Annotated in this window: 17 protein-coding genes and 1 pseudogene; 2 read left to right on the top strand and 16 right to left on the bottom strand. The window is 62.8% G+C overall.

Translation table 11 applies throughout. The features are described from left to right. Positions 1–534: 534 nt before the first annotated feature. The 15 genes and pseudogenes from IE88_RS0107910 to IE88_RS0107840 all read right to left on the bottom strand — a co-directional run bounded on the left by IE88_RS0107910 (position 535) and on the right by IE88_RS0107840 (position 14,840). Entirely contained in the window at positions 535–1,908 is a 1,374-nt protein-coding gene (locus IE88_RS0107910) for an IS1182 family transposase (RefSeq protein ID WP_031552626.1), read from the bottom strand. Between the two features lie 116 nt (positions 1,909–2,024). After that, positions 2,025–2,246, bottom strand: a pseudogene (locus IE88_RS18690) (transposase); the annotation flags it as partial. A gap of 64 nt (positions 2,247–2,310) precedes the next feature. After that, complete coding sequence (locus IE88_RS0107900; protein ID WP_031552623.1) at positions 2,311–3,036, bottom strand: DUF6602 domain-containing protein; 726 nt, start codon at positions 3,034–3,036, stop codon at positions 2,311–2,313. Next, positions 3,033–3,545, bottom strand: a complete 513-nt coding sequence (locus IE88_RS0107895; protein WP_051881674.1) for a M67 family metallopeptidase — start codon at positions 3,543–3,545, stop codon at positions 3,033–3,035. The genes IE88_RS0107900 and IE88_RS0107895 overlap by 4 nt, the downstream gene beginning before the upstream one ends. Continuing rightward, entirely contained in the window at positions 3,529–5,238 is a 1,710-nt protein-coding gene (locus IE88_RS0107890) for a ThiF family adenylyltransferase (protein ID WP_031552620.1), read from the bottom strand. Before IE88_RS0107890 ends, IE88_RS0107895 begins: the two co-directional genes overlap by 17 nt. A 4-nt stretch (positions 5,239–5,242) precedes the next feature. Further along, entirely contained in the window at positions 5,243–6,256 is a 1,014-nt protein-coding gene (locus tag IE88_RS0107885; RefSeq protein ID WP_031552618.1) for an SMODS domain-containing nucleotidyltransferase, read from the bottom strand. Between the two features lie 646 nt (positions 6,257–6,902). Further along, a complete protein-coding gene (locus IE88_RS0107880; protein ID WP_031552616.1) occupies positions 6,903–7,532 on the bottom strand; it encodes a tyrosine-type recombinase/integrase in 630 nt (209 codons plus the stop codon). Positions 7,533–7,769: 237 nt separating this feature from the next. Further along, positions 7,770–8,645: a hypothetical protein gene (locus tag IE88_RS0107875; protein ID WP_051881672.1), complete on the bottom strand. Its 876-nt coding sequence runs from the start codon at positions 8,643–8,645 to the stop codon at positions 7,770–7,772. Further along, positions 8,642–9,913: an AAA family ATPase gene (locus IE88_RS17270; protein ID WP_031552612.1), complete on the bottom strand. Its 1,272-nt coding sequence runs from the start codon at positions 9,911–9,913 to the stop codon at positions 8,642–8,644. The genes IE88_RS0107875 and IE88_RS17270 overlap by 4 nt, the downstream gene beginning before the upstream one ends. Before the next feature lie 47 nt (positions 9,914–9,960). Then, on the bottom strand, positions 9,961–11,214 hold the full coding sequence (locus IE88_RS0107865; protein ID WP_031552610.1) for a patatin-like phospholipase family protein: 1,254 nt from the start codon (positions 11,212–11,214) through the stop codon (positions 9,961–9,963). Further along, positions 11,211–12,155, bottom strand: coding sequence for a hypothetical protein (locus tag IE88_RS0107860; RefSeq protein ID WP_031552608.1), 945 nt, complete (start codon positions 12,153–12,155; stop codon positions 11,211–11,213). The genes IE88_RS0107865 and IE88_RS0107860 overlap by 4 nt, the downstream gene beginning before the upstream one ends. Positions 12,156–12,174: 19 nt before the next feature. Next, positions 12,175–12,639 (bottom strand): helix-turn-helix domain-containing protein, encoded by a 465-nt coding sequence (locus tag IE88_RS0107855; RefSeq protein ID WP_081871522.1) that lies wholly within the window; start codon positions 12,637–12,639, stop codon positions 12,175–12,177. Next, a complete protein-coding gene (locus IE88_RS0107850) occupies positions 12,636–13,277 on the bottom strand; it encodes a GNAT family N-acetyltransferase (RefSeq protein WP_031552598.1) in 642 nt (213 codons plus the stop codon). Before IE88_RS0107850 ends, IE88_RS0107855 begins: the two co-directional genes overlap by 4 nt. Continuing rightward, a complete protein-coding gene (locus tag IE88_RS0107845) occupies positions 13,277–13,486 on the bottom strand; it encodes a transcriptional regulator (protein ID WP_031552595.1) in 210 nt (69 codons plus the stop codon). Before IE88_RS0107845 ends, IE88_RS0107850 begins: the two co-directional genes overlap by 1 nt. A 289-nt stretch (positions 13,487–13,775) precedes the next feature. Beyond that, on the bottom strand, positions 13,776–14,840 hold the full coding sequence (locus IE88_RS0107840) for a site-specific integrase (RefSeq protein WP_051881669.1): 1,065 nt from the start codon (positions 14,838–14,840) through the stop codon (positions 13,776–13,778). Between the two features lie 151 nt (positions 14,841–14,991). Between IE88_RS0107840 and dusA the strand changes: the two genes are divergently transcribed. Both dusA and IE88_RS0107830 read left to right on the top strand, forming a co-directional pair. After that, positions 14,992–15,933 (top strand): tRNA dihydrouridine(20/20a) synthase DusA, encoded by a 942-nt coding sequence (gene dusA / locus IE88_RS0107835; RefSeq protein ID WP_051881668.1) that lies wholly within the window; start codon positions 14,992–14,994, stop codon positions 15,931–15,933. Continuing rightward, complete coding sequence (locus IE88_RS0107830) at positions 15,934–16,740, top strand: sulfite exporter TauE/SafE family protein (RefSeq protein ID WP_031552578.1); 807 nt, start codon at positions 15,934–15,936, stop codon at positions 16,738–16,740. On the opposite strand, the gene IE88_RS0107825 is transcribed toward IE88_RS0107830, so the two are convergent. After that, complete coding sequence (locus tag IE88_RS0107825; protein ID WP_031552576.1) at positions 16,737–17,369, bottom strand: hypothetical protein; 633 nt, start codon at positions 17,367–17,369, stop codon at positions 16,737–16,739. The two genes, IE88_RS0107830 and IE88_RS0107825, sit on opposite strands and share 4 nt — an antisense overlap. Positions 17,370–17,521 lie beyond the last annotated feature (152 nt).

Genomic DNA, 17,521 nt, shown 5'->3' with positions numbered 1-17,521 from the left:
GGCCGAGCGGTCAGCGGCGCGCGGGAGGCGAGGCACCGATCAGGGGCCGAAGGCGAACGCGGTGCGACGCCCCGCGAGCCGTCACGGGTCGTCTTCGTTTCGCTTGCGGGGGGAGGGCAGAGACCGCCCCCCACCGCCCGGCAGGGCACGAAGCGCGCGACGATTAGGTCCGGATGGCGGCGAGTCCGCTATCCGGTCCCGGCGCTCCTTGCGCGGGACGCCTCGGCCGCAGGACGTGGTGCGGCGGCGCGCCTTCTACGGTGCGGCTGGGAGCGGCGGTTCGAACGAAGCGCTACCGGTCAGCCAGTCCGCGAAAGGGACGGACGCCCGAAGGGCCGAGACCGCTCGCGGACTCTGTTCACGACGGCCCGGTGCCCGAAGGGCAGTCGCCACCTCAGATCCTATCCGATGCTGTTGAAGAAGTCGGTGCGAGACGTGCTTTAGCCTGCCGATCGCCGCGGATTGTCGATCAGGCGTCGATAGGCATCGGTTCCCCGACCGCTCTCAGGTGAGGCTTGGCACCCGCTCCTTCCATCAAGCCGCCGCCACTGCAGCTGACGGTACGCGTTCAGCGAGCTTCCGGAGGTTCTGGACGGTCGCGGCGAGCAGAAACTCGTCCTGCGCACCCGTCGGGCCTTTGAGCCGGAGACGTCGCAGACCGAGGTTCCGCTTCAGATGGGCGAAGGCCATCTCGACCTTCTTCCGGTCGCGTTGCGAGGCGGCGTAGGCTTCGGTCGGCTGCAGCCGCCGGACGCCGTCGCGAGCGTCCTCGTGGATTGATCGTGGGATCTTCCGCATCGGCTGGCCCGGACAGCAGCGCGGTTTAAGCGGGCAGCCCTCGCAGTCGGCCTTCAGCGCGTAGTAGCGGTAGGTGCCGTCGGATGGCGGCTTCGCCTTCTTCGCCCGTCCTTCACGGCGGAAGCGCTTCAGCTTCTTCCCGGTCGGGCAGGTGTAGGCGTCGTCCGATAGATCGTAGGAGAAGTCCGATCGACCGAAGCCATCGGCCTTCTTGCGGTCGGGCTGCCTTAGCAGCGCGACGTGCGGCTCGATGCCCTTCTCGCTCACCATCCAGCCTAGCATCTCGGCACTGCCGTAGGCCGTGTCGCCCATCAGCCGCTTCGGCTTCAGACCGAAGCGTTCCTCGGCCCGGTCGACCATGAGGCGTGAGGCTGCCACCTCAGCGGGCCGGACAGCAGGGCTCGCCTCGACGTCCACGATGACGGACGCTTCGACATCGAGAAGGTAGTTGGTCGACCACGCGAAATGCGCCGGTCCGCCATGGGCGCAGGTCCACTGCGCCGCCGGATCGGTCAGCGAGACGCGGGCCTTCTCCTTCACCTTCGGGCCGCTCCCTAGCGCGTCGAGATACTCGCCGACCGGACGGCTCGCGATCTTCGGGTCTGCCCAGTCGACCGGCTCCCCCTTCCACGCCGAGCGGTTCTTGCTGGCGTCGGCATTGATCAGAGAGGCATCGGTCGCGAAGCCTTCGCCGCCGACGAGCCCTTCCGCCATGCAGCGCCGGACCGTCGCCTCGAACAGTGAGCGGAAGAGCCCCGCGTCGCGGAAGCGGCCGTGCCGAGCCTTCGAGAAGGTTGAGTGATCCGGCACCCGGTCCTCGAGGCCGAGGCGACAGAACCAGCGATAAGCGAGGTTGAGGTGGACCTCTTCGCAGAGGCGCCGCTCCGAGCGGATGCCGAAGCGGTAGCCGACCAGCAGCATCCTCACCATCAGCTCGGGATCGACCGACGGCCTGCCGATCGCGCTGTAGTAGGGCTGAAGCTCGGCGCGCAGCTCGCTCAGGTCCAGGAACCGGTCGATCCGGCGCAACAAGTGATCCTGCGGTACCGCGTCCTCAATCGAGAAAGCGTAGAACAGCTTCTCCTCACCGCCACCGAGCTTGCCCATCATGCCGAACTCTCCCTCCGTCAGCTGACGAAGTGAATCACTGTTCGGGCCGGCTGGCACGCTCCTTTTCAACGGCATCATCCATTAGCGGACATGACCGAGGTGCGTTTCGAGCCACTCATCTGCTCGGCCAGAAGCCGCTTCAAGCGGGCGTTCTCCGTCTCAAGGGTCTTGAGCTTTTGGGCGTGAGAAACATCCATGCCTCCGAAGTTTGTCTTGCATTTGTAGAACGTCGCCGAGCTGATCCCGTGCCTGCGTCAGGCCTCCGACGTCTGCTCGCCGCGTTCCTGTTCGACGATGATCGCGATGATCTGCTCCTCGGTTAATCTCGACTTCCTCATGTCCGTCTCCTTTCGACGGGATCTCCATTCAAATGGGGGACCAGCAGGGGCACAGGTTACTATCTCACTGCTCAATCCATGCCCCATAAGCTTCAATATCGATCATGGGTACTGTCCCGCTAAATTGCAGTGTAGAAATCAACTTGAATAAGAAGCTCGTCGCGGGCTTGCCGCCTTCGGATATCACATAACCACCAGCGTCTCGGTCGCGATAGAAGTAGCCATGCGCAGCTACGCAACCAAATTCGAGCCGGTCAGCGTTTTCGTTGAACTTGAGCCCGTCGAGAAGCGGTTGACCCAGCGGCGGCGACCAATCGCTTTCAAACGTGAGGAGCCCGCCATAAATCGGGATCAGGGGTTTTGCAGGGTAGGTTCCTCCTGCATGGGGGATTGGCAAACTCGTTCTTTTGAGCGCCCGAACGCTTGCTACCTTCTTCATCGCGTATTGGAGCTGTCCGAGATTGATCGCCTGTTTGGCTTCAAACACCGCATAAACGCTTTCAGCCGGAATGATCTTTTCGCCCTCATACTTAAAGATAAAAGGGGAGTACTGACGGTCATACACAACGACGTCGATTTGCTCGCTGAACTTGCCGTCGCTATCGACGACGAACGCTTTGTCGGCCTGGTAGCGCTTTGGCAGATACTCGTTCAGGAGTTCGAGCCAAACTGCCTCGCTCGCGTCGCCCTTAGACACAGGATGACCCATCGTGCTCCGGACACGATTAAGCCGGCTTTGAATATCGTCGTGGAGCTCTGACAGCAGTTTTCTAAGCGACCATTGCGTCATAGTTCGTGCTCCGACGAATCGAATGATGGTGGATCTGCGCTCAGTGCATCAATGACGATCCTACAAGGCAGTCTATGGCCCGACGCGAGATAGGTGGCCGCACTCAACTCGAGAACGCTTTCCTTGCTCAACCGTACAATGACCAAGACAAGGAAGTTCACCGCGCCCGCCTGATCGGCGAGCAATTGATGCATCGTGGCTTCGTCGCGAGCGGACGGGATTGCCGGCGCATTGGGGTGAGAATGCCACTCACCAAGATAGTTGAACCGCTCTGGCCTATGGCCATGGGCCGCATGCAAAGCCTCAATCTGCTTCTTCGCGGGGCGACCGCGTCGATGAAACCGCACGGCCCCGCCGCCGCCGAACCGCTGGCGGGTTGCCTCGATAAGCCGAAACTCACCTTCAGCAATCTGCTCGCCGAACAAAACGCCGCCGATTTCGCGCCGGCCCGCTTTGTGAAGATCCTCTCGCCATCGCGCCACGTGGCTTTCGCTAATCTTGAGCTTCATCAACGGCCTTCTCCAAAAGAGTGCGGATGAACTCGGAATCTACCTCAGCCCCGTCTGGCGGGGAGAAACTTTGCCTGACGGCCGCATCGGCGAGAACAGGATGCGTGTCAAAGGGGCCCTCGAACACCCACGCGCGCCGAAATCCGATCAAGTAACTATGCGCGTCGTATAGTGACGGCTCCGTTCCCAGAAGCGTGTCGATCGCCAAGGCGCTGACCTCGCCCGCAAGGCGCTCTACGTCCGCATCGGTGGCCGTCATCGGCGCCTCCTCGCCCACCGAACCATCATAGCCTCGACCTGCGGCCACGGGCGGTGGGGCCTCGGCCGATTGGTAATAGGCATTCAGTGCTCCGCGCACGTCATAGGGCGACGGATCTTTGCCGAGCCGCGCCCTCGCGATCTCTCCGCCGACGCCGCCGGCGAAAACCGATCCCCACACCAGATCTTGATTGTGACGGAGCGCCAGTCCGGCCAGGTGGTTGAACACGTCGGGGTTCCCGGTCGCGTCGATCAGCAGATCGCAAGCGGCGAGCGCTTGATTGATATTGCCAGCCTCCTGTGACGAGATCTGCGCGCCGATAGCGCTCCGGCGCGCACGCACTTTCATGTGCTTGTCGATCAACCGCAGCCGATGTTCGATGATGTCTGCCTTGTGCCGGCCGACGTCCCGCCAATCGGCTTCATGCCGCTCGAGGTTTCCCGTATGGAAAATGTCGGCATCGACGAGGTCGAAACTGCGAACGCCGGTGCGCGCAAGGCTGATGGCGACTTTCGATCCCACAGAACCAAGACCGACGATACCCACTCGCTTGGTCGACAGAGGTGACGTGTCTTCGCCCGACCGCCCTGCTTCGAATGGTGCGTAAACGGTTTCGTACGTCCACAAATCATCTCGATCGCCGTGAGCGATAATGAGGGTGAGAAGGTTATCGGCGCCGCGCAGCAACAGGGCATAGGAGCCCTCTTCCTCGAATGTGATGGGCTTACCAACAACCGCGTTCAGCTCGCCTAAGGTTTTGATTTTTCCTATCGCGAGACTTTTCAAGTCGACGGTCGCGAAGCGCCCTTCAAGCAGGAAACTCGACTTCTTCAGCGCGCGCGGGGTTTGGGGCTGCAGCCGCGCATCAGAGTCTCCAATCACGAAGAGGTGCGCCACCACACCGTCACCGCTTCGGTAATCAAGGCCTATCTCGATGGCTGCCCCGTCAATGTCCTCGCCCATGAGCGCAATCCGCGCGATGGGATCGACGTAAAAACGCTTCACCTCGTGCCGCAGCCTTATAACCATGGGCACATCATGGGCTGACGGCGCCGTGACGGGCGCCCCATCGTCATCGGGCGTTTCCGATGCGAGGAGACGGCGCGCACTTTCGATCATGTCCGCGCCGGTGATATCGGGCGACCAATTATCGTTGCGAATGTCGAGGCATAGATCGCCCCCGGGGCCGTATTGGTGAGTGGATAGCCGCGTTTCACCGTCAGCGGGACTGACACTCGGCGGCGATGCCGGGAATGTTCCGTGGTAGGTCAGTCTCAGCGGAAACGTACCGCGCGCCAGTACGAGGTCGAAGGTGAGTTCGAGCCTCAATTGATCGCCGAACGACCATTCCGGCGCCTGAAACCAGGCGGCATCCAGAGCGTCGATGGCGAGGCGCTCGAGCTCAAGCCGGTGTGGATCGACGGCCCACCACATGGCATCAGGCGAATTTTGCCGGGCGACTGATCGGTGCGGCCTGGGCACTCTTGAAACTCAGTGGCGACATCCTGGTGGCACTGCGCTTTGTGCCTCCCGAGGCAGTCTTCGGCTTCGGAAACCGGTCGCCAAAGATACGCCGCCAATAGGTAATGGCCTTGTCCTGATTATCTGCGTCTAGAGCTTTTCGCGCGTCGTCACGATGCTTTTTGATCTTATCGTAATAGACGCAAAACGCCTCGTCGGATACGCCGGCCAGAATATCAGCGCCGGGCACGGCAGGGTCTTCGATACGCGGACAGTTTTCCGAGTCGCGATTGGACTTGAAGCGATCGACAAATGCGTCGCACCAATCGTGGAAAAGCTGCCCGTAGTGGGTCTCGGACATGTCCATGTCCGGCGCGACGAACATCTCAAGCTGGAAGCTCTTGGGGTGACGCGACACCGTTTTGTTCTCCCGGCGGGCCCATTTCACCATGCGTACCATCGCGTTGAACCGGCCCGAAAAACGCTTGTTCTCGGCGGCCGACCATTCCGTATGCTCTTCGGGGTCCGTTTTGTACCATTCGCCGGTCGTCCGATTGCCAATGCGGTAAAGGCCATCGGACCGGCGCTCCAACAGGATAGAAACGTCCACATCCGCCTTATTCATCGACAAGGCGATCGAGCACCGATTGCGCTTGATCTTGGTGATGCCAAGATCCTTCCGCGCACGGTTCAGCGCGTCGTAAAGATCGTCGATCCACTCTTCCGGGTCAGCAAACCAGGGATGTCCATCCACCACGACATAAAGATCGACGTCGGGACGCTCGGTGGAGCCCTGCTTTGTCCTGGGCCGAATGGCGGTGGAACGCTTGTAGGACCCGCCGATGAAGACGCGTTTGAACTTGTCTTTGAATTCTTTGTCGGCCTTCAGCGCCATTCTGACACTCTCGTGGGCGCTCTTCGAATTGGCCATCGTCGTCGGACTCGGCGTGATGTCCTTGATGAATTCTTGAAAGCGGGCGTTGGGTGTCATAGATCGCCTGTTCGTCATACGTTCCTCGCTGCACTAGCACTCGAGGGCCTCGTTTGCCAGGAAAAATCGACATGTTGTGTTCCGGTGTGGCCTCTCTGCTAAATCTAGATATTCGCCGTTGACGAGACCCGACGGCGCTGATTCAGGTGTTCACCGAATTGTTCGAGGCAGCAGGCGAACCCGAAGGGGCCCAGGCAATCCTCGTTTCTCGCACGCTGACGAGGCCTTCGAACCGTGCGAAGCGCAGATGTTTGGAGCGGCGGTCGTTCCTGCTCCCCGATTTTTGGAGGCGCCCGGCGGGGCACGGCGCATTACAGTTCAGGGCGGGACGTTCCTGGCGGCGCGCGCTATAGGTGACCACGACGACCTTGGCAGAGTGACCAACTGCATAGTCAGTGTTGTCCTCGTTTCGCCTGAGGTCGAACTAGAGGATCATCCCGTCGCGCTGAACTATCTCGACGACCGAAAGGAGACGGACCAAGCTTTGCAACGCGCGGAAGCTTATCTACCCATCGCGTTATGGCCCGAAAGAAGCTGGTTAGACGGCCTTTGTACCCCATTTTCCTACCATTCTCGTCAGAGCGGCGAACGGCAGGAAAGGGTGAGGTTCGCGCCTTCGCTTATGTCCGGTTCTGCGCCTGCGCCGCTAGAGCTCGAGCCCTTCCGACATCGCGAGCGCATCCTCGACCTCGACGCCAAGGTACCGAACCGTGCTGTCGATCTTCGCGTGGCCCAGCAAAAATTGAATCGCTCGGAGGTTGCCGGTCTTCCGGTAAAGAAGGGTCGCCTTCGTTCGCCGCAGCGAGTGCGTAGCGTACGCGGAGGAGGGCAAGCCGATCGCTTCGGTCCAGTCTTGAACCAGCCGGGCGTACTGCCTGGTCGTCAGGTGCTCGCCCGCCTTCTTTCGGCTTGGAAACAGCCAGTCGTGCGGGCCGAGGCTCTTCCGCTCGACCCATGCCGCAATCGCCTTCCGCGTCGGCTCCGTCAGCTCGAACTGGACGGGCGGCGACGTCTTCGACTGGACGACCTTCGCGCGAGCTAGGGGTTCGGTGCTGCGGCAGACGTCGGACACTGGCAAGCTCACGAGGTCGCAGCCGCGCAATTTGCTATCGAGGGCGAGGTTGAAGAGCGCGAGGTCGCGGACTTTGCCCGCCATCGTCAGGCGGACGCGGATCTCCCAAACCTCTTGCGCCTTCAAGGGCGACTTTTGGTCGACCAGCTTGCCCTTGTTCCAGGGTGGTCGCTGCCCGGCGACAGCTGGCTCTGCCTGCTCCATCGGTCTCTCCCGCACGACACGGTGCAAGATCGGGGCCAAGGGAGGCCAGGCAGAAGCCCTAACTGCTGCCGCGACTGATGCTGATCAGCCTTTACCGAGCTATTCCTATCCGGCTGCTCTTGTGCGTCAGGTAAAGAACTATTGACGTTATTTTCTCGAAGGCGGTGGTGGCGTAGCACCCTCTGAGCCTCCGTGTCGACAGCGGCTCATACCCTCCACCCGGCAACAGCGTTGCGTCTACCCAGCGTCGGGCGGCGTCGCGAGCTCGACGAAATGCTCGGCTTCGTCGCGCAGGGTCACAGCTAGTTGGTTGTCGTCCTTCCAGAGCAGATAGAATGACCTCATGCACGATGCGTGGGGAGCGCTGTCGGCTATCATGCGGTCGACGGCCCTCTCATTCCTGAAAATGCTGAACCCTGCATCGATCGCTTCGAGATGAGTCGCGAGAACTATGATTCCCTCCGCCCGCTGGCGATGGAGGTCATCCCGCTCGTTGAGCTCGAAGAACCGGATGATGACCTCAGCGCGTCGGCGCTTGTGACCGCGTGTCGCCCTCGGCCTCGCGACCGTGCCGATGAACTCGATCAACTCTTCCGGATCTTTATCGGATCGTCCGAGCGGATAGCAGAGGAACGGTCTCTCGGCATCGCGTAGCGCCACGCCTGTCTCCCCAGCGCTGCAGCGGGTCCCGGCTATCGGAAAGTAATCGGATTTCAGGATTGTGTTACACGCCTTGCAGGTGGCCGCGTAGTTATCAAGGTTCCATGCGAGCCAGAAGTATCCATGCGGATCGGCCGTCCCCGTCTCATACTCCACGGCGGGATCGCGGCGACCGGGCCATTCCCTGACCCGGCCCTTCGGTCTGAAGTGGTCGAGGTCGAAGTTGATCCGGCCGACATCGCCGCCTTCCAGACGCTGCTCGCAGTAGAGGCATTTGTTGAACTGCAAAGCCATGAATGCCGGCTTGACGTCCGACCAAGACAGCGATTGCTTCTCGTACCGCCCAAGGGCCGTGACGACCTTCGTCGTGGCATCGGCTTTGGAACGCCACTTCTTGTCTATGCTATCGACGGCGTCGCGGATCTCCGACCGTTTTACAGCGTACCTGATCATCGTTCCGTCGGTTTGCGGGCCTGGCGCTTCGCGAGCTTCGTTCGCGGGTCCTCGCCGTAGTTCTGGGGTTCTGCGAGGTTGCGGAGAAACTCGGCAGCTGCTGCTTCGTCGCCATCCGCTACCTTCTTCGCCAAGGCTTCCGTTCGTCTGACCGATGACTCAGGCCTGGTCGTCTTGAGCGAGAAGTAGGACGACAACAGAAGCCGATCGATGCTTCGTCCGAAGACCTGCTCCCCGCGCCGTTCGATCGTGGCTAGGCCATCATCGTCCTCTGCAGTGACGAAGATGTTTCGGTGATCGACGGATGTGACGATGAGCGGGCTGTGAGAGGTCAGGACGAACTGGAGGTTGGGAAACGTCTTCGCGAGGTCGGATACCACGGTCCGCTGCCACGAGGGGTGAAGATGCAGGTCGACCTCGTCGATGAGCACTACGCCGCGAACGTCGCGAAGTTTCATTCCCTTCCTGCTCACTTCAGCCAGGCGCCCGACGATATCGGCGGTCATCGCGATGAATGCCCGATACCCATCGGATAGCGAGCCGAGCGGCATCTTCTGACCGCGGAAGGAGAAGGCCGGTTCGCCACCCTCGCCGCTCTCCCTCTTAGGCAGAAGACGCACTTCGTCTGGAAGTGCGTTTCGCAGCAGGCGACGGGCCTCGTTCTCGTGGGTACCGAGGTCCTCGAAGGCAGAGTGGACCGGCCTGAGGGCCACATGATCCTCGAACAAGCTCGCGACACGCTGAAATCGCTCTCCTCGCATCTTTCTAAGGGAGGAGGGCATGTAGTCGCCGGTTTCCACTCGACGGGTCGCGCCGTAACCGACCACGAAGAAGGCCGGCGAATCCTCATCGTAGATGAGCTGCTCCAATGGCGAGGTCGGCGCCTTTTCGAGATCCAGTCTCTCGAGGTCGGTCGATTGGTTGCGACGCCTGATCCTGACGATGAGATCGAGAACGTCTTTGTCTCGGCCGCCGACGCGGCGCTCTTCCTCGTCGAGTCGGACGACGACCTTGATGAAGGCATGATCTGCATCGGGGCGCCTAACGAGCCGGTGGGCGACGAAGCCAGCATCCTGGAGCGCCGGGCCTAGCATGCCGATCGCGATAGCCCTCAGGACGGAGGATTTCCCGCCACCATTGTCGCCGAGAACGAGGTTTATGTTCGGAAGCGGCGACGCCTCGTCATCGTTCCGGCCCGGATACTGAAGTTCTAGCTCGGCTTTGCCGAAGCACTTGAAGCCGTAGATGTGTGCTGACTTCGCATACATGCTTTCCGCTCCTGGTCACCAACGGCCGTTCGGGATACGGTTCTTTATCACCGCCGAGGGCTCAGGCGACAGAGTTGCGACAGCATCTTCCGTTTACTGGCGGTCTCCACGATCCTCCCCACCATATCGATATCCGTGTAGGCGTGTTTGTCGTATGGCCAGATCGGCAGCGGCAGGTCCGCGTCGGAACCGACCACGGCGAGCTCTAGCGACGCTTGCGCATATCCGTGGTTCTCCAGGACGCGGCATTCGTCGTCGGTGAACTCATCAAGGTCGGTCCTAATACGCTCGAGCGCTCCGTCGACCAGGTCTTTCGGGTAGCCGATCGAGATGCTCGCAGGCGGCTTCTTGACAGGGTGCTGGGCGCTCCATTCCACGAAATCGCTCGCCTTCGTCGCCTTGATCGCCTTGTAGTTCACTCTGCCGATGAAATTCGACATGAGCTGCAAGTATCGCAACGAGACCAGAGGTGTTCTGAGGAGTCGCGGATCATAGGCGAGCGGGTTTCCGGCATCGGAGTAAAGGCGAAACCACGCTTTCGTGCTGCCAGAAACGAGCGAGCCTCCGAGATTGTCGTAGAGGCCGCCGTCGACCAGAGCGATATGCGAGATCAGCCTTTTGTCGTTTTCAGAGAGTTCGCCTCCCAGGAAACCGCTCGGGTCCAGCTTCGGGAAGTGCGGACCGAGGAGGGGAGGGAAGGCTGCAGATGTCGCGGCGGCTCGGCCGATCGTCCAGTCTGACGTCTGATCGGTGAAGCCGATGACGTAGTGACCGGAACCTTCTTTCGACGATGCCGGGACGTTGCCAACGCGGAACGCCTGACCGAACAATGCGTCGGTCGAGAGGAAGTAGAGCTCTGGCAGATCAGCGTCTGTCCGCTCCGGATAGAGGGACCCCATGGTCAGGTCGTCGAACAGCTCGCTCAGTCGACGGATGTTGTAGTCCAGGCGTCTGTTACGTCCGATGAGGCCGAAGGCCAGGAAGTTCAGCAGGGTCTGAACGGTACGCAGATCGTTCTTGCAAAAGCGGTGGACCGGTGCGGAGACCCGGCTCTCCCACTCGCTCGGAGGAACGCCGCCGGACCGGTCGAGAACCTCTGGGAGGCGGGAAGTCAGGTACCCGAGGAGTAAAGCCCCTCCCGAGACGGCGGTGATGCGCTCGGTGCGCGCGAGAAGTCCAAGCTCGTTCAAACGCCGCAGAGCGCCCAAATGGAAGAGCGTTGCTCGGTATCCGCCGCCGGAGAGCGCAAGGGCGAAGCGTCGCTCCTTCAGCGGCGTGGGCGGAGCAGTTTCGTCGGTCACAGGCTTCCCCCCGCACTCCTGAGAGCGACCTGCGATTTTACGACATGGCTGTGAACGCCAAGCGTAAGGGTTTGATGGCCGAAGGAGAAGCTCTCGAAGGCGAAAGCGTGTCCGTTGCCGTCAGCGTCCGGAATGACGATCTCGTTCGATCCGAGAGGGCCGCCTCTCGCGGGCTTGCAATAGCGGGTCACGCTCGGAAACACTTCCGCTGGACCGATCGTCGGAAACGCCGACGCGAAGGCAGGAGGCGTGATGAAGTGCTTGCAGCCCTGCGCGGGATTGAACGTGACTTCGGTCCTCATGATCGCGGGGTTGTCCGAGATCATCCCTAGGACATGCTTGTCCTCGCCCCAAACCATGACAGCGCGCCAGAACGTCGTCGCGTAAGTGTTGCCGAAGAGCGGCTTCAGGGCTTTCACCGAGGCAATCGAGGGTGCGTAAGCGCGACAGGTTTCGTCGAAGCGGTCCCGAAGGAAGAGAAGCTTCGCGGCGGCGAGGTTCGCTTCGGCCTCGAGCTGGGCGTGGCAAGCCGGAAGGAGCGTCTGCCGGTCATCGCCAAGCATCGCGCCGTCGTGCCACGGCAGGATGCTGTGACCGATCTCGTGGGCCTCACTCCACCGGTGTTTCAGTACCGGTTGCGATCCGTCGATCATGATGCGGCGTTGATCTGGGATGTAGAGCGCCTTCAGGTCGAGCTTGCGGACCGCGTCGAGCAGAAGGGTCGGACGGGCGAGGACCTGCTTGCCGGCGATCTTCATCCGCGAGACGGTCCGGTCCAAGAGTGACGGATCGTCCAGGCGATAGAAAGCCAGGTCCAAGCGCAGCAATTCTCGGACTGTAGGCAGGTCGAGCGGTGGCTCCGGACGACCGAGATCGGCGAGGATCCGCTCGACCCGGCTGTCGATGTCCGCGGCCGTCCTGGGCCTGACGATCACGCTCATCTGCCAGGCCCACCCGTTCTCAATCTTCGCTCAACGTCGCGACCAGTCCATCGAGCGCTTGCTGCTCGATGGTATTCAGCTTCTTGATCGGTTCCGAGTTAGCCGCGTACCGAACCGCCTCATCGAGATAATGCTCCTGCTTCGTAGCCGTCAGACCCGACAGCCCCATAAGCTTAGTTTGCGAGACGCCGAAAAACTGGCTGAGTTCGTAGAGCGTCCTAACCTCCGGAACGTGGTTCGGGTCCTTCTCTATGCTGAAAATCTCGCCTGTATCGACGTCAATCGTCGTGGCGAGGGCCTCTATCGACAAAGATCGATTGCGCCGCATCAGGTGAACGAAGGTGCCGAGGGCGAGAAGCCCCTCTTCGGGGTGGCCGATCATGGCGGGTTCGGTATCGCCGGTAGATAAGCCCGCACCGATCGGGTGATCGCCTTCGCGTGCGGCGGCAGCGATGCACCAGTCTCTCGGGATGGTGAAACTCACGTCTTTCCCCTTTCTAAGAAGCGTGCCGCAGCCTCCTCGTCCATCTCGAAGTAGCGCAGCTCATGGGAATAGTCGGGGTCCGCCCCGAAATCAGTCATCCCACAGACATTGCCATAGAAGTCGTTCGACTGCGGCAGCGAGTGAAGGCCGATCCGGCCCTTGAATCCTTCGATCTTACTCCGCTCGATCGCGGCACGCATAAGGATCGAGCCGATGCCCTTCATGCGTCGTCGGGTGCCGGCCGCCTCGGGCCGATGCCACGGTGCCACCTCCAGGAACTCGACGTACAGGATGTGGTCGGTCCTCCGATCGGACACTCTGCTCCGGTGAGAAGCGTCGAGCGTCATCATTCCCTGCGTCATGCCGTCAGCGACGACAGCGAACGATATCGCGTCGAGCTGGCCCTCGATCGCAGCAGCTTTCTGAACCCAATTCCAATGAGCCGATTGCGGCCAGAGAGCGGGCTCGACGTTCTCAGCCCTCAGCGAAGCGAGTTGGCGCCTGGTCTCAGGCCTCCACTCAGCGACCCAGTCAGTCAGGTTCTTATCGGCGATCTCGTACCAAAGTTCCGCGTTTACGGCCGTGCCCTTCTCGGCATCGATCAGAACGACCGGCGTGATGTCAGGCTGATCGCTCACTACAGCATGACCAGTTCGGCTTTCTTGTCCGCCGCCTCGTTCTCGAAAAACAAGGTGTCACCGGCCTCAAGGCGGTCTTCCACACGCTGATAGAGGCGCAGGGCCTGACGCAGGAGCACCGTCTTGCTGAAATCCTTCTTCGCGCAAAGAGCCTCGAGAACCGCCATTTCGGCCTCCGAAAGGTTCAGCGTCATCGTTTTCTTGGCCATGGGTGGTGTTCCTTCCGATGCCTACCTATGGCACTGACCTGATCCTGTCAACAAAAAATAGCTAAGCAGCAGCCACCTATAAGCTCTATGGGAGCTAGAAGGTGGTGCTACGGCTTCGCAAATACGCAGGTACCCAGCGATCTGCCGAGCAGTCGTTGGCCCACCTCAAAAGTCGTGTCTCAGTTCGGGGTCGGGCGACACCGATCGCTGACGTGTTGCCAAGGATGCGTTTCGGTCCGGCTTTCGCCTTCACCTTATGTCCGCTCCTGCGCCCAAGCCGTCATGCGGTTCAGAAGCCTACGTTCGCTGTCCGCGGCGCGAAGGCGTTCTCGGCGTTCAGGTGCGTGTAGCGCCGCAGCATCTTCCAGTCCTTGTGCCCCGTAACCAACGCGACCTTCTCTAGCGGCAGGTCCGCCTCGAACAATCGCGAGGTCGCCTCGTGGCGGAGGTCGTGGAAATGCAGGTCCTCGATACCGAGCGCCTGGCAGGCGCGCGTGAAGGCGGCGCCGACGGAGTTGGAGGCGTAGGGGAAGATACGGCCGCTTTGGTTCGGCCAGTGCTGACCTTGCTCGTGTAGCAGCGCCCATGCGTCGAGCCCGGTGAGGTCGATCAGGGGGACGCGCTGGTTATTGCCGTCCTTGCGCCTCGGGTCCTTTCGGTCGCGGACGATGACGGTGCGGGTGCGCTCGTCGACGTCCGGCCAAGCGATGCGCAGGATCTCGGACTGGCGCATGGCCGTCGCGACCGCGAAGCGGACGATGCGGGCCATGGGGATGCGCTGGCGGGTGTTGGCCTCAAAGTAAGCGACGAGCGCACGCAGCTCGCTGTCTGTCGGGCGCCGGTCCCGTTCGCGGCTGCTGCCGATCAGGCCGAGTCGCTTCAGGGCGACCCGACCGAGCCGCAGCTGTTCGACATCGACGCGGACGCCGTGCACTGCCGCCGCGTCGGTCATCACCGTCTTCAGGTACGAGACGTCGGCCGCGATCGTGACCGGGCCGGCGCCTTCCTTGAAACGCTGCCGTCCGAACGCGACAAGGGCGTCACGGTCCATATCACGGATGCGAACCCTGCCGACCTTCCGGCGGAGCAGATCCAGGCTTGCGGCCTTCGATCTGCGCAGCGGCTTCCCGACGTCGGCCATGTCCGCGATGTGCAGGTCGATGAGGTGCGCGATCGTCGTCGCCTTCACCTCGGCGGGCTTCCGGACCCGCTCGCCACGATCGGCCTCACGCTCGGCTTCCCGGGCCCACATGTCAGCGTCGATTTTGCGCTGGAAGGTGGCGCTGGCATACCGGCCCTTGCGACGGACTTGGGCACGCCAGTTACCGGTCGGTAGTCGGGTCAGAGTGGCCATTTTCGTGTGCGATTTATGTGCAGTGAGACCGAGAAAGGGCGGGACATTCCGTGAACAAAAGTGCACACGCCGTGTGCACGTTCGCTGTTTGTCCGTTATTCCTACTGAGAAAATGCCGTTAAATCAATCCCATAGATTTTGTATTGCGCCTATGATCGATTGGACGGACCGGTATTGCCGGTTCTTTCATCGGCAGCTGACGGCGCGCGCGCGGCTCTATACCGAGATGGTGGTCGACCAGGCGATCCTGCATGGCGATCCCGATCATCTTCTCGGTCCGGGGCCCGTCGCCGGGCCGGTCGCCTTGCAGCTTGGCGGCTCGGATCCCGGCGATCTCGCCGCTGCGGCCAGGGTCGGCGCGGGCTATGGCTATGACGAGATCAATCTGAATGTCGGCTGCCCATCGGACCGCGTGCAGTCGGGCCGCTTCGGAGCCTGCCTGATGCGTGAGCCGGATCTGGTCGCCGATTGCGTGGCCGCGATGCAGGAGGCCGTAGGCGTCCCGGTCACGGTGAAATGCCGGGTCGGCGTCGACGATCAGGATCCCGAGGCGGTGCTGCCGGGCTTTCTCGACCGGATGGCGGAAGCAGGCTGCGGCACGGTCATCGTCCATGCGCGCAAGGCATGGCTGCAGGGCCTCAGCCCGAAGGAGAACCGCACGGTCCCGCCGCTCGACTACGATCTGGTCGCGCGCTGCGCGGCCGCGCGGCCGGGCCTGCGAATCGTGCTCAATGGCGGGATCGGATCGCTCGAAGAGGCGGAGGCGCATCTGGAAGACTTCGGTGGCGTCATGCTCGGCCGGGCCGCCTATGAGCGGCCCTATATCCTCGTGCAGGTCGATGCGCGCCTCTTCGGCGACACCTTCCCCGTGCCGAGCCGGGCCGAAACCGTGCGCCGGATCGCCCGGGAAGCCGAAGAGAGCGGGACGCCGGTCTGGCGCTATGCGCGGCACATGCTCGGCCTCTATCACGGCGGGCCGGGCGCGAAGCTGTGGCGGCGGCGCGTCGCCGAGGAGGTCAAGGCGGGCGGCGTGCCGGCGCTGCTCTCGGTCCTCTGCGAGGTCGAGCGTCTCCGCGAGGCGGCCGCAGCCTAGGTGTCGCTCCTCTCGATTCTTCTCCTGCTCGGCACCGGCGCTTTCGCGGGCATATTGGGCGGCCTGTTCGGCATTGGCGGCGGCGTCGTCATCGTGCCGGTTCTCTATGCCGTCTTCGGCGCGATGGGTGTGGCGGAGGCGGTCCAGATCAAGCTCGCCGTGGGCACCTCGCTCGCGACGATCATCGTCACCTCCGCGCGGTCTCTGTCGGCCCATGCGAAGACCGGCCAGGTCGAGATGGCGCTCTTGCGCCGCTGGGCGCCGTTCATCGCCGCCGGGGCGGCGGGCGGCGCGGCGCTCGCCCGCATCGTGCCCGCAGAGGCGCTCACCCTGATCTTCGCGCTCGGCGTCCTGCTCATCGCGTTGCAAAAGGCGTTTCTGGGCCAGCCATCGGCGAGGGAGGCGAGCCTGCCTCCCTTGATCGTCCAATATGCGCTGGCCGCCGCCACGGGGCTCGCCTCCGCCCTGATGGGAATTGGCGGCGGCGTCTTCGGCGTTCTCATCCTGACGAGCTTCGGGCGCTCCGTGCACAGGGCCGTGGCGACGGCGGCGGGGTTCGGCCTCGCCATCGCCGTGCCCGGCGCGATCGGCTTCGTCCTCGCAGGGCAGGGGGCGCCTGTGCCGCCGGGGGCGTACGGCTATGTTCATCTGGTCGGTTTCGCGAGCCTCGCGGTGGCGACGGCCGTGACGGCGCCTCTCGGCGCCCGGCTCGCGCACAGCCTGTCGGCGGCGCTTCTGACCCGGCTCTTCGCGATCTATCTTCTGATCACGGGCCTGCTTCTCATCCGCGACGTCGTGGCCGGCTAGCCGCGCCCGATCCGGCGCAGCGCCGGCGCATCGAGGCCCCGCAGCGCTCTGGGGCGCAAGGAGGGGGCGGGCGGTGCCTTGTCCTCGGCCCTCTCATAGGCGCTCGCCGTCGCCTTTGGCAGCGGATCTGCGGCCTCTCGAGCGCTTGGGGCGGTGCCCGGCTCAGGCAGGGCGGGAACGGATCTCGGCGCCTGCGAGGGCGCCGGCGGCGCACAGGGAACAGGAGCCTCAGCCAGCCGCGCCGCCCCCTCGGCTGGCGCGTCATCGCCGGACATCGCCCGCCCGGGCGCGAGGGAGGGCGCGGAGGGCCGCGCGGACAGGGGCTCCTGATCGTCAGCCCGACCCCCGGCCTGCGCGGCCTGCTCGCCGACCTCTTCCGCAGGGAGGCGGGGCATGGCTGTTTCACCGAGGGGAAGGCCGCGCAATCCCGTCCCGGTCACGGCTGTGCCATCGCGGGACGGCCCGGATGCCGGTCCGGCGTGCGGCGGCGCGATGCGCTCGGCCACAGGGGCGGCGCCGGGAACCACCTCGGCGGCCTCGTCGCGATGCTGCGCGTAATTATAGCCGACATAAAGGACCACGCCGCCGATCACGATGGCTCCCGCAACGCTGGCGATCGTGTTGTACATGAACCCTTCCCCGCGCCGGCAAGCCCGTTAGGCGTTCGTTAAGCAAAGCCTATGCCACCGAAGGGGATGAGGCGAGTCGACGCGGCGCGGCCATTCCGTTCCGGCCGCCGGCGTGTTAACCCTTCGCTGCGCCCCTCGCCGGGCTGTTCCGC

Source organism: Parvularcula oceani (assembly GCF_000733125.1).
GTDB lineage: Bacteria > Pseudomonadota > Alphaproteobacteria > Caulobacterales > Parvularculaceae > Parvularcula > Parvularcula oceani.
Note: the sequence above shows the minus strand (reverse complement) of the source record. Positions and strands in the feature narration are given on the sequence as shown.

Coding starts and splice junctions, on each gene's coding strand:
- IE88_RS0107910 (WP_031552626.1), bottom strand. CDS start 1,908: ATGATGGGCAAGCTCGGTGGCGGTGAGGAGAAGCTGTTCTACGCTTTC.
- IE88_RS0107900 (WP_031552623.1), bottom strand. CDS start 3,036: ATGACGCAATGGTCGCTTAGAAAACTGCTGTCAGAGCTCCACGACGAT.
- IE88_RS0107895 (WP_051881674.1), bottom strand. CDS start 3,545: ATGAAGCTCAAGATTAGCGAAAGCCACGTGGCGCGATGGCGAGAGGAT.
- IE88_RS0107890 (WP_031552620.1), bottom strand. CDS start 5,238: ATGTGGTGGGCCGTCGATCCACACCGGCTTGAGCTCGAGCGCCTCGCC.
- IE88_RS0107885 (WP_031552618.1), bottom strand. CDS start 6,256: ATGACACCCAACGCCCGCTTTCAAGAATTCATCAAGGACATCACGCCG.
- IE88_RS0107880 (WP_031552616.1), bottom strand. CDS start 7,532: ATGGAGCAGGCAGAGCCAGCTGTCGCCGGGCAGCGACCACCCTGGAAC.
- IE88_RS0107875 (WP_051881672.1), bottom strand. CDS start 8,645: ATGATCAGGTACGCTGTAAAACGGTCGGAGATCCGCGACGCCGTCGAT.
- IE88_RS17270 (WP_031552612.1), bottom strand. CDS start 9,913: ATGTATGCGAAGTCAGCACACATCTACGGCTTCAAGTGCTTCGGCAAA.
- IE88_RS0107860 (WP_031552608.1), bottom strand. CDS start 12,155: ATGAGCGTGATCGTCAGGCCCAGGACGGCCGCGGACATCGACAGCCGG.
- IE88_RS0107845 (WP_031552595.1), bottom strand. CDS start 13,486: ATGGCCAAGAAAACGATGACGCTGAACCTTTCGGAGGCCGAAATGGCG.
- IE88_RS0107840 (WP_051881669.1), bottom strand. CDS start 14,840: ATGGCCACTCTGACCCGACTACCGACCGGTAACTGGCGTGCCCAAGTC.
- dusA (WP_051881668.1), top strand. CDS start 14,992: ATGATCGATTGGACGGACCGGTATTGCCGGTTCTTTCATCGGCAGCTG.
- IE88_RS0107825 (WP_031552576.1), bottom strand. CDS start 17,369: ATGTACAACACGATCGCCAGCGTTGCGGGAGCCATCGTGATCGGCGGC.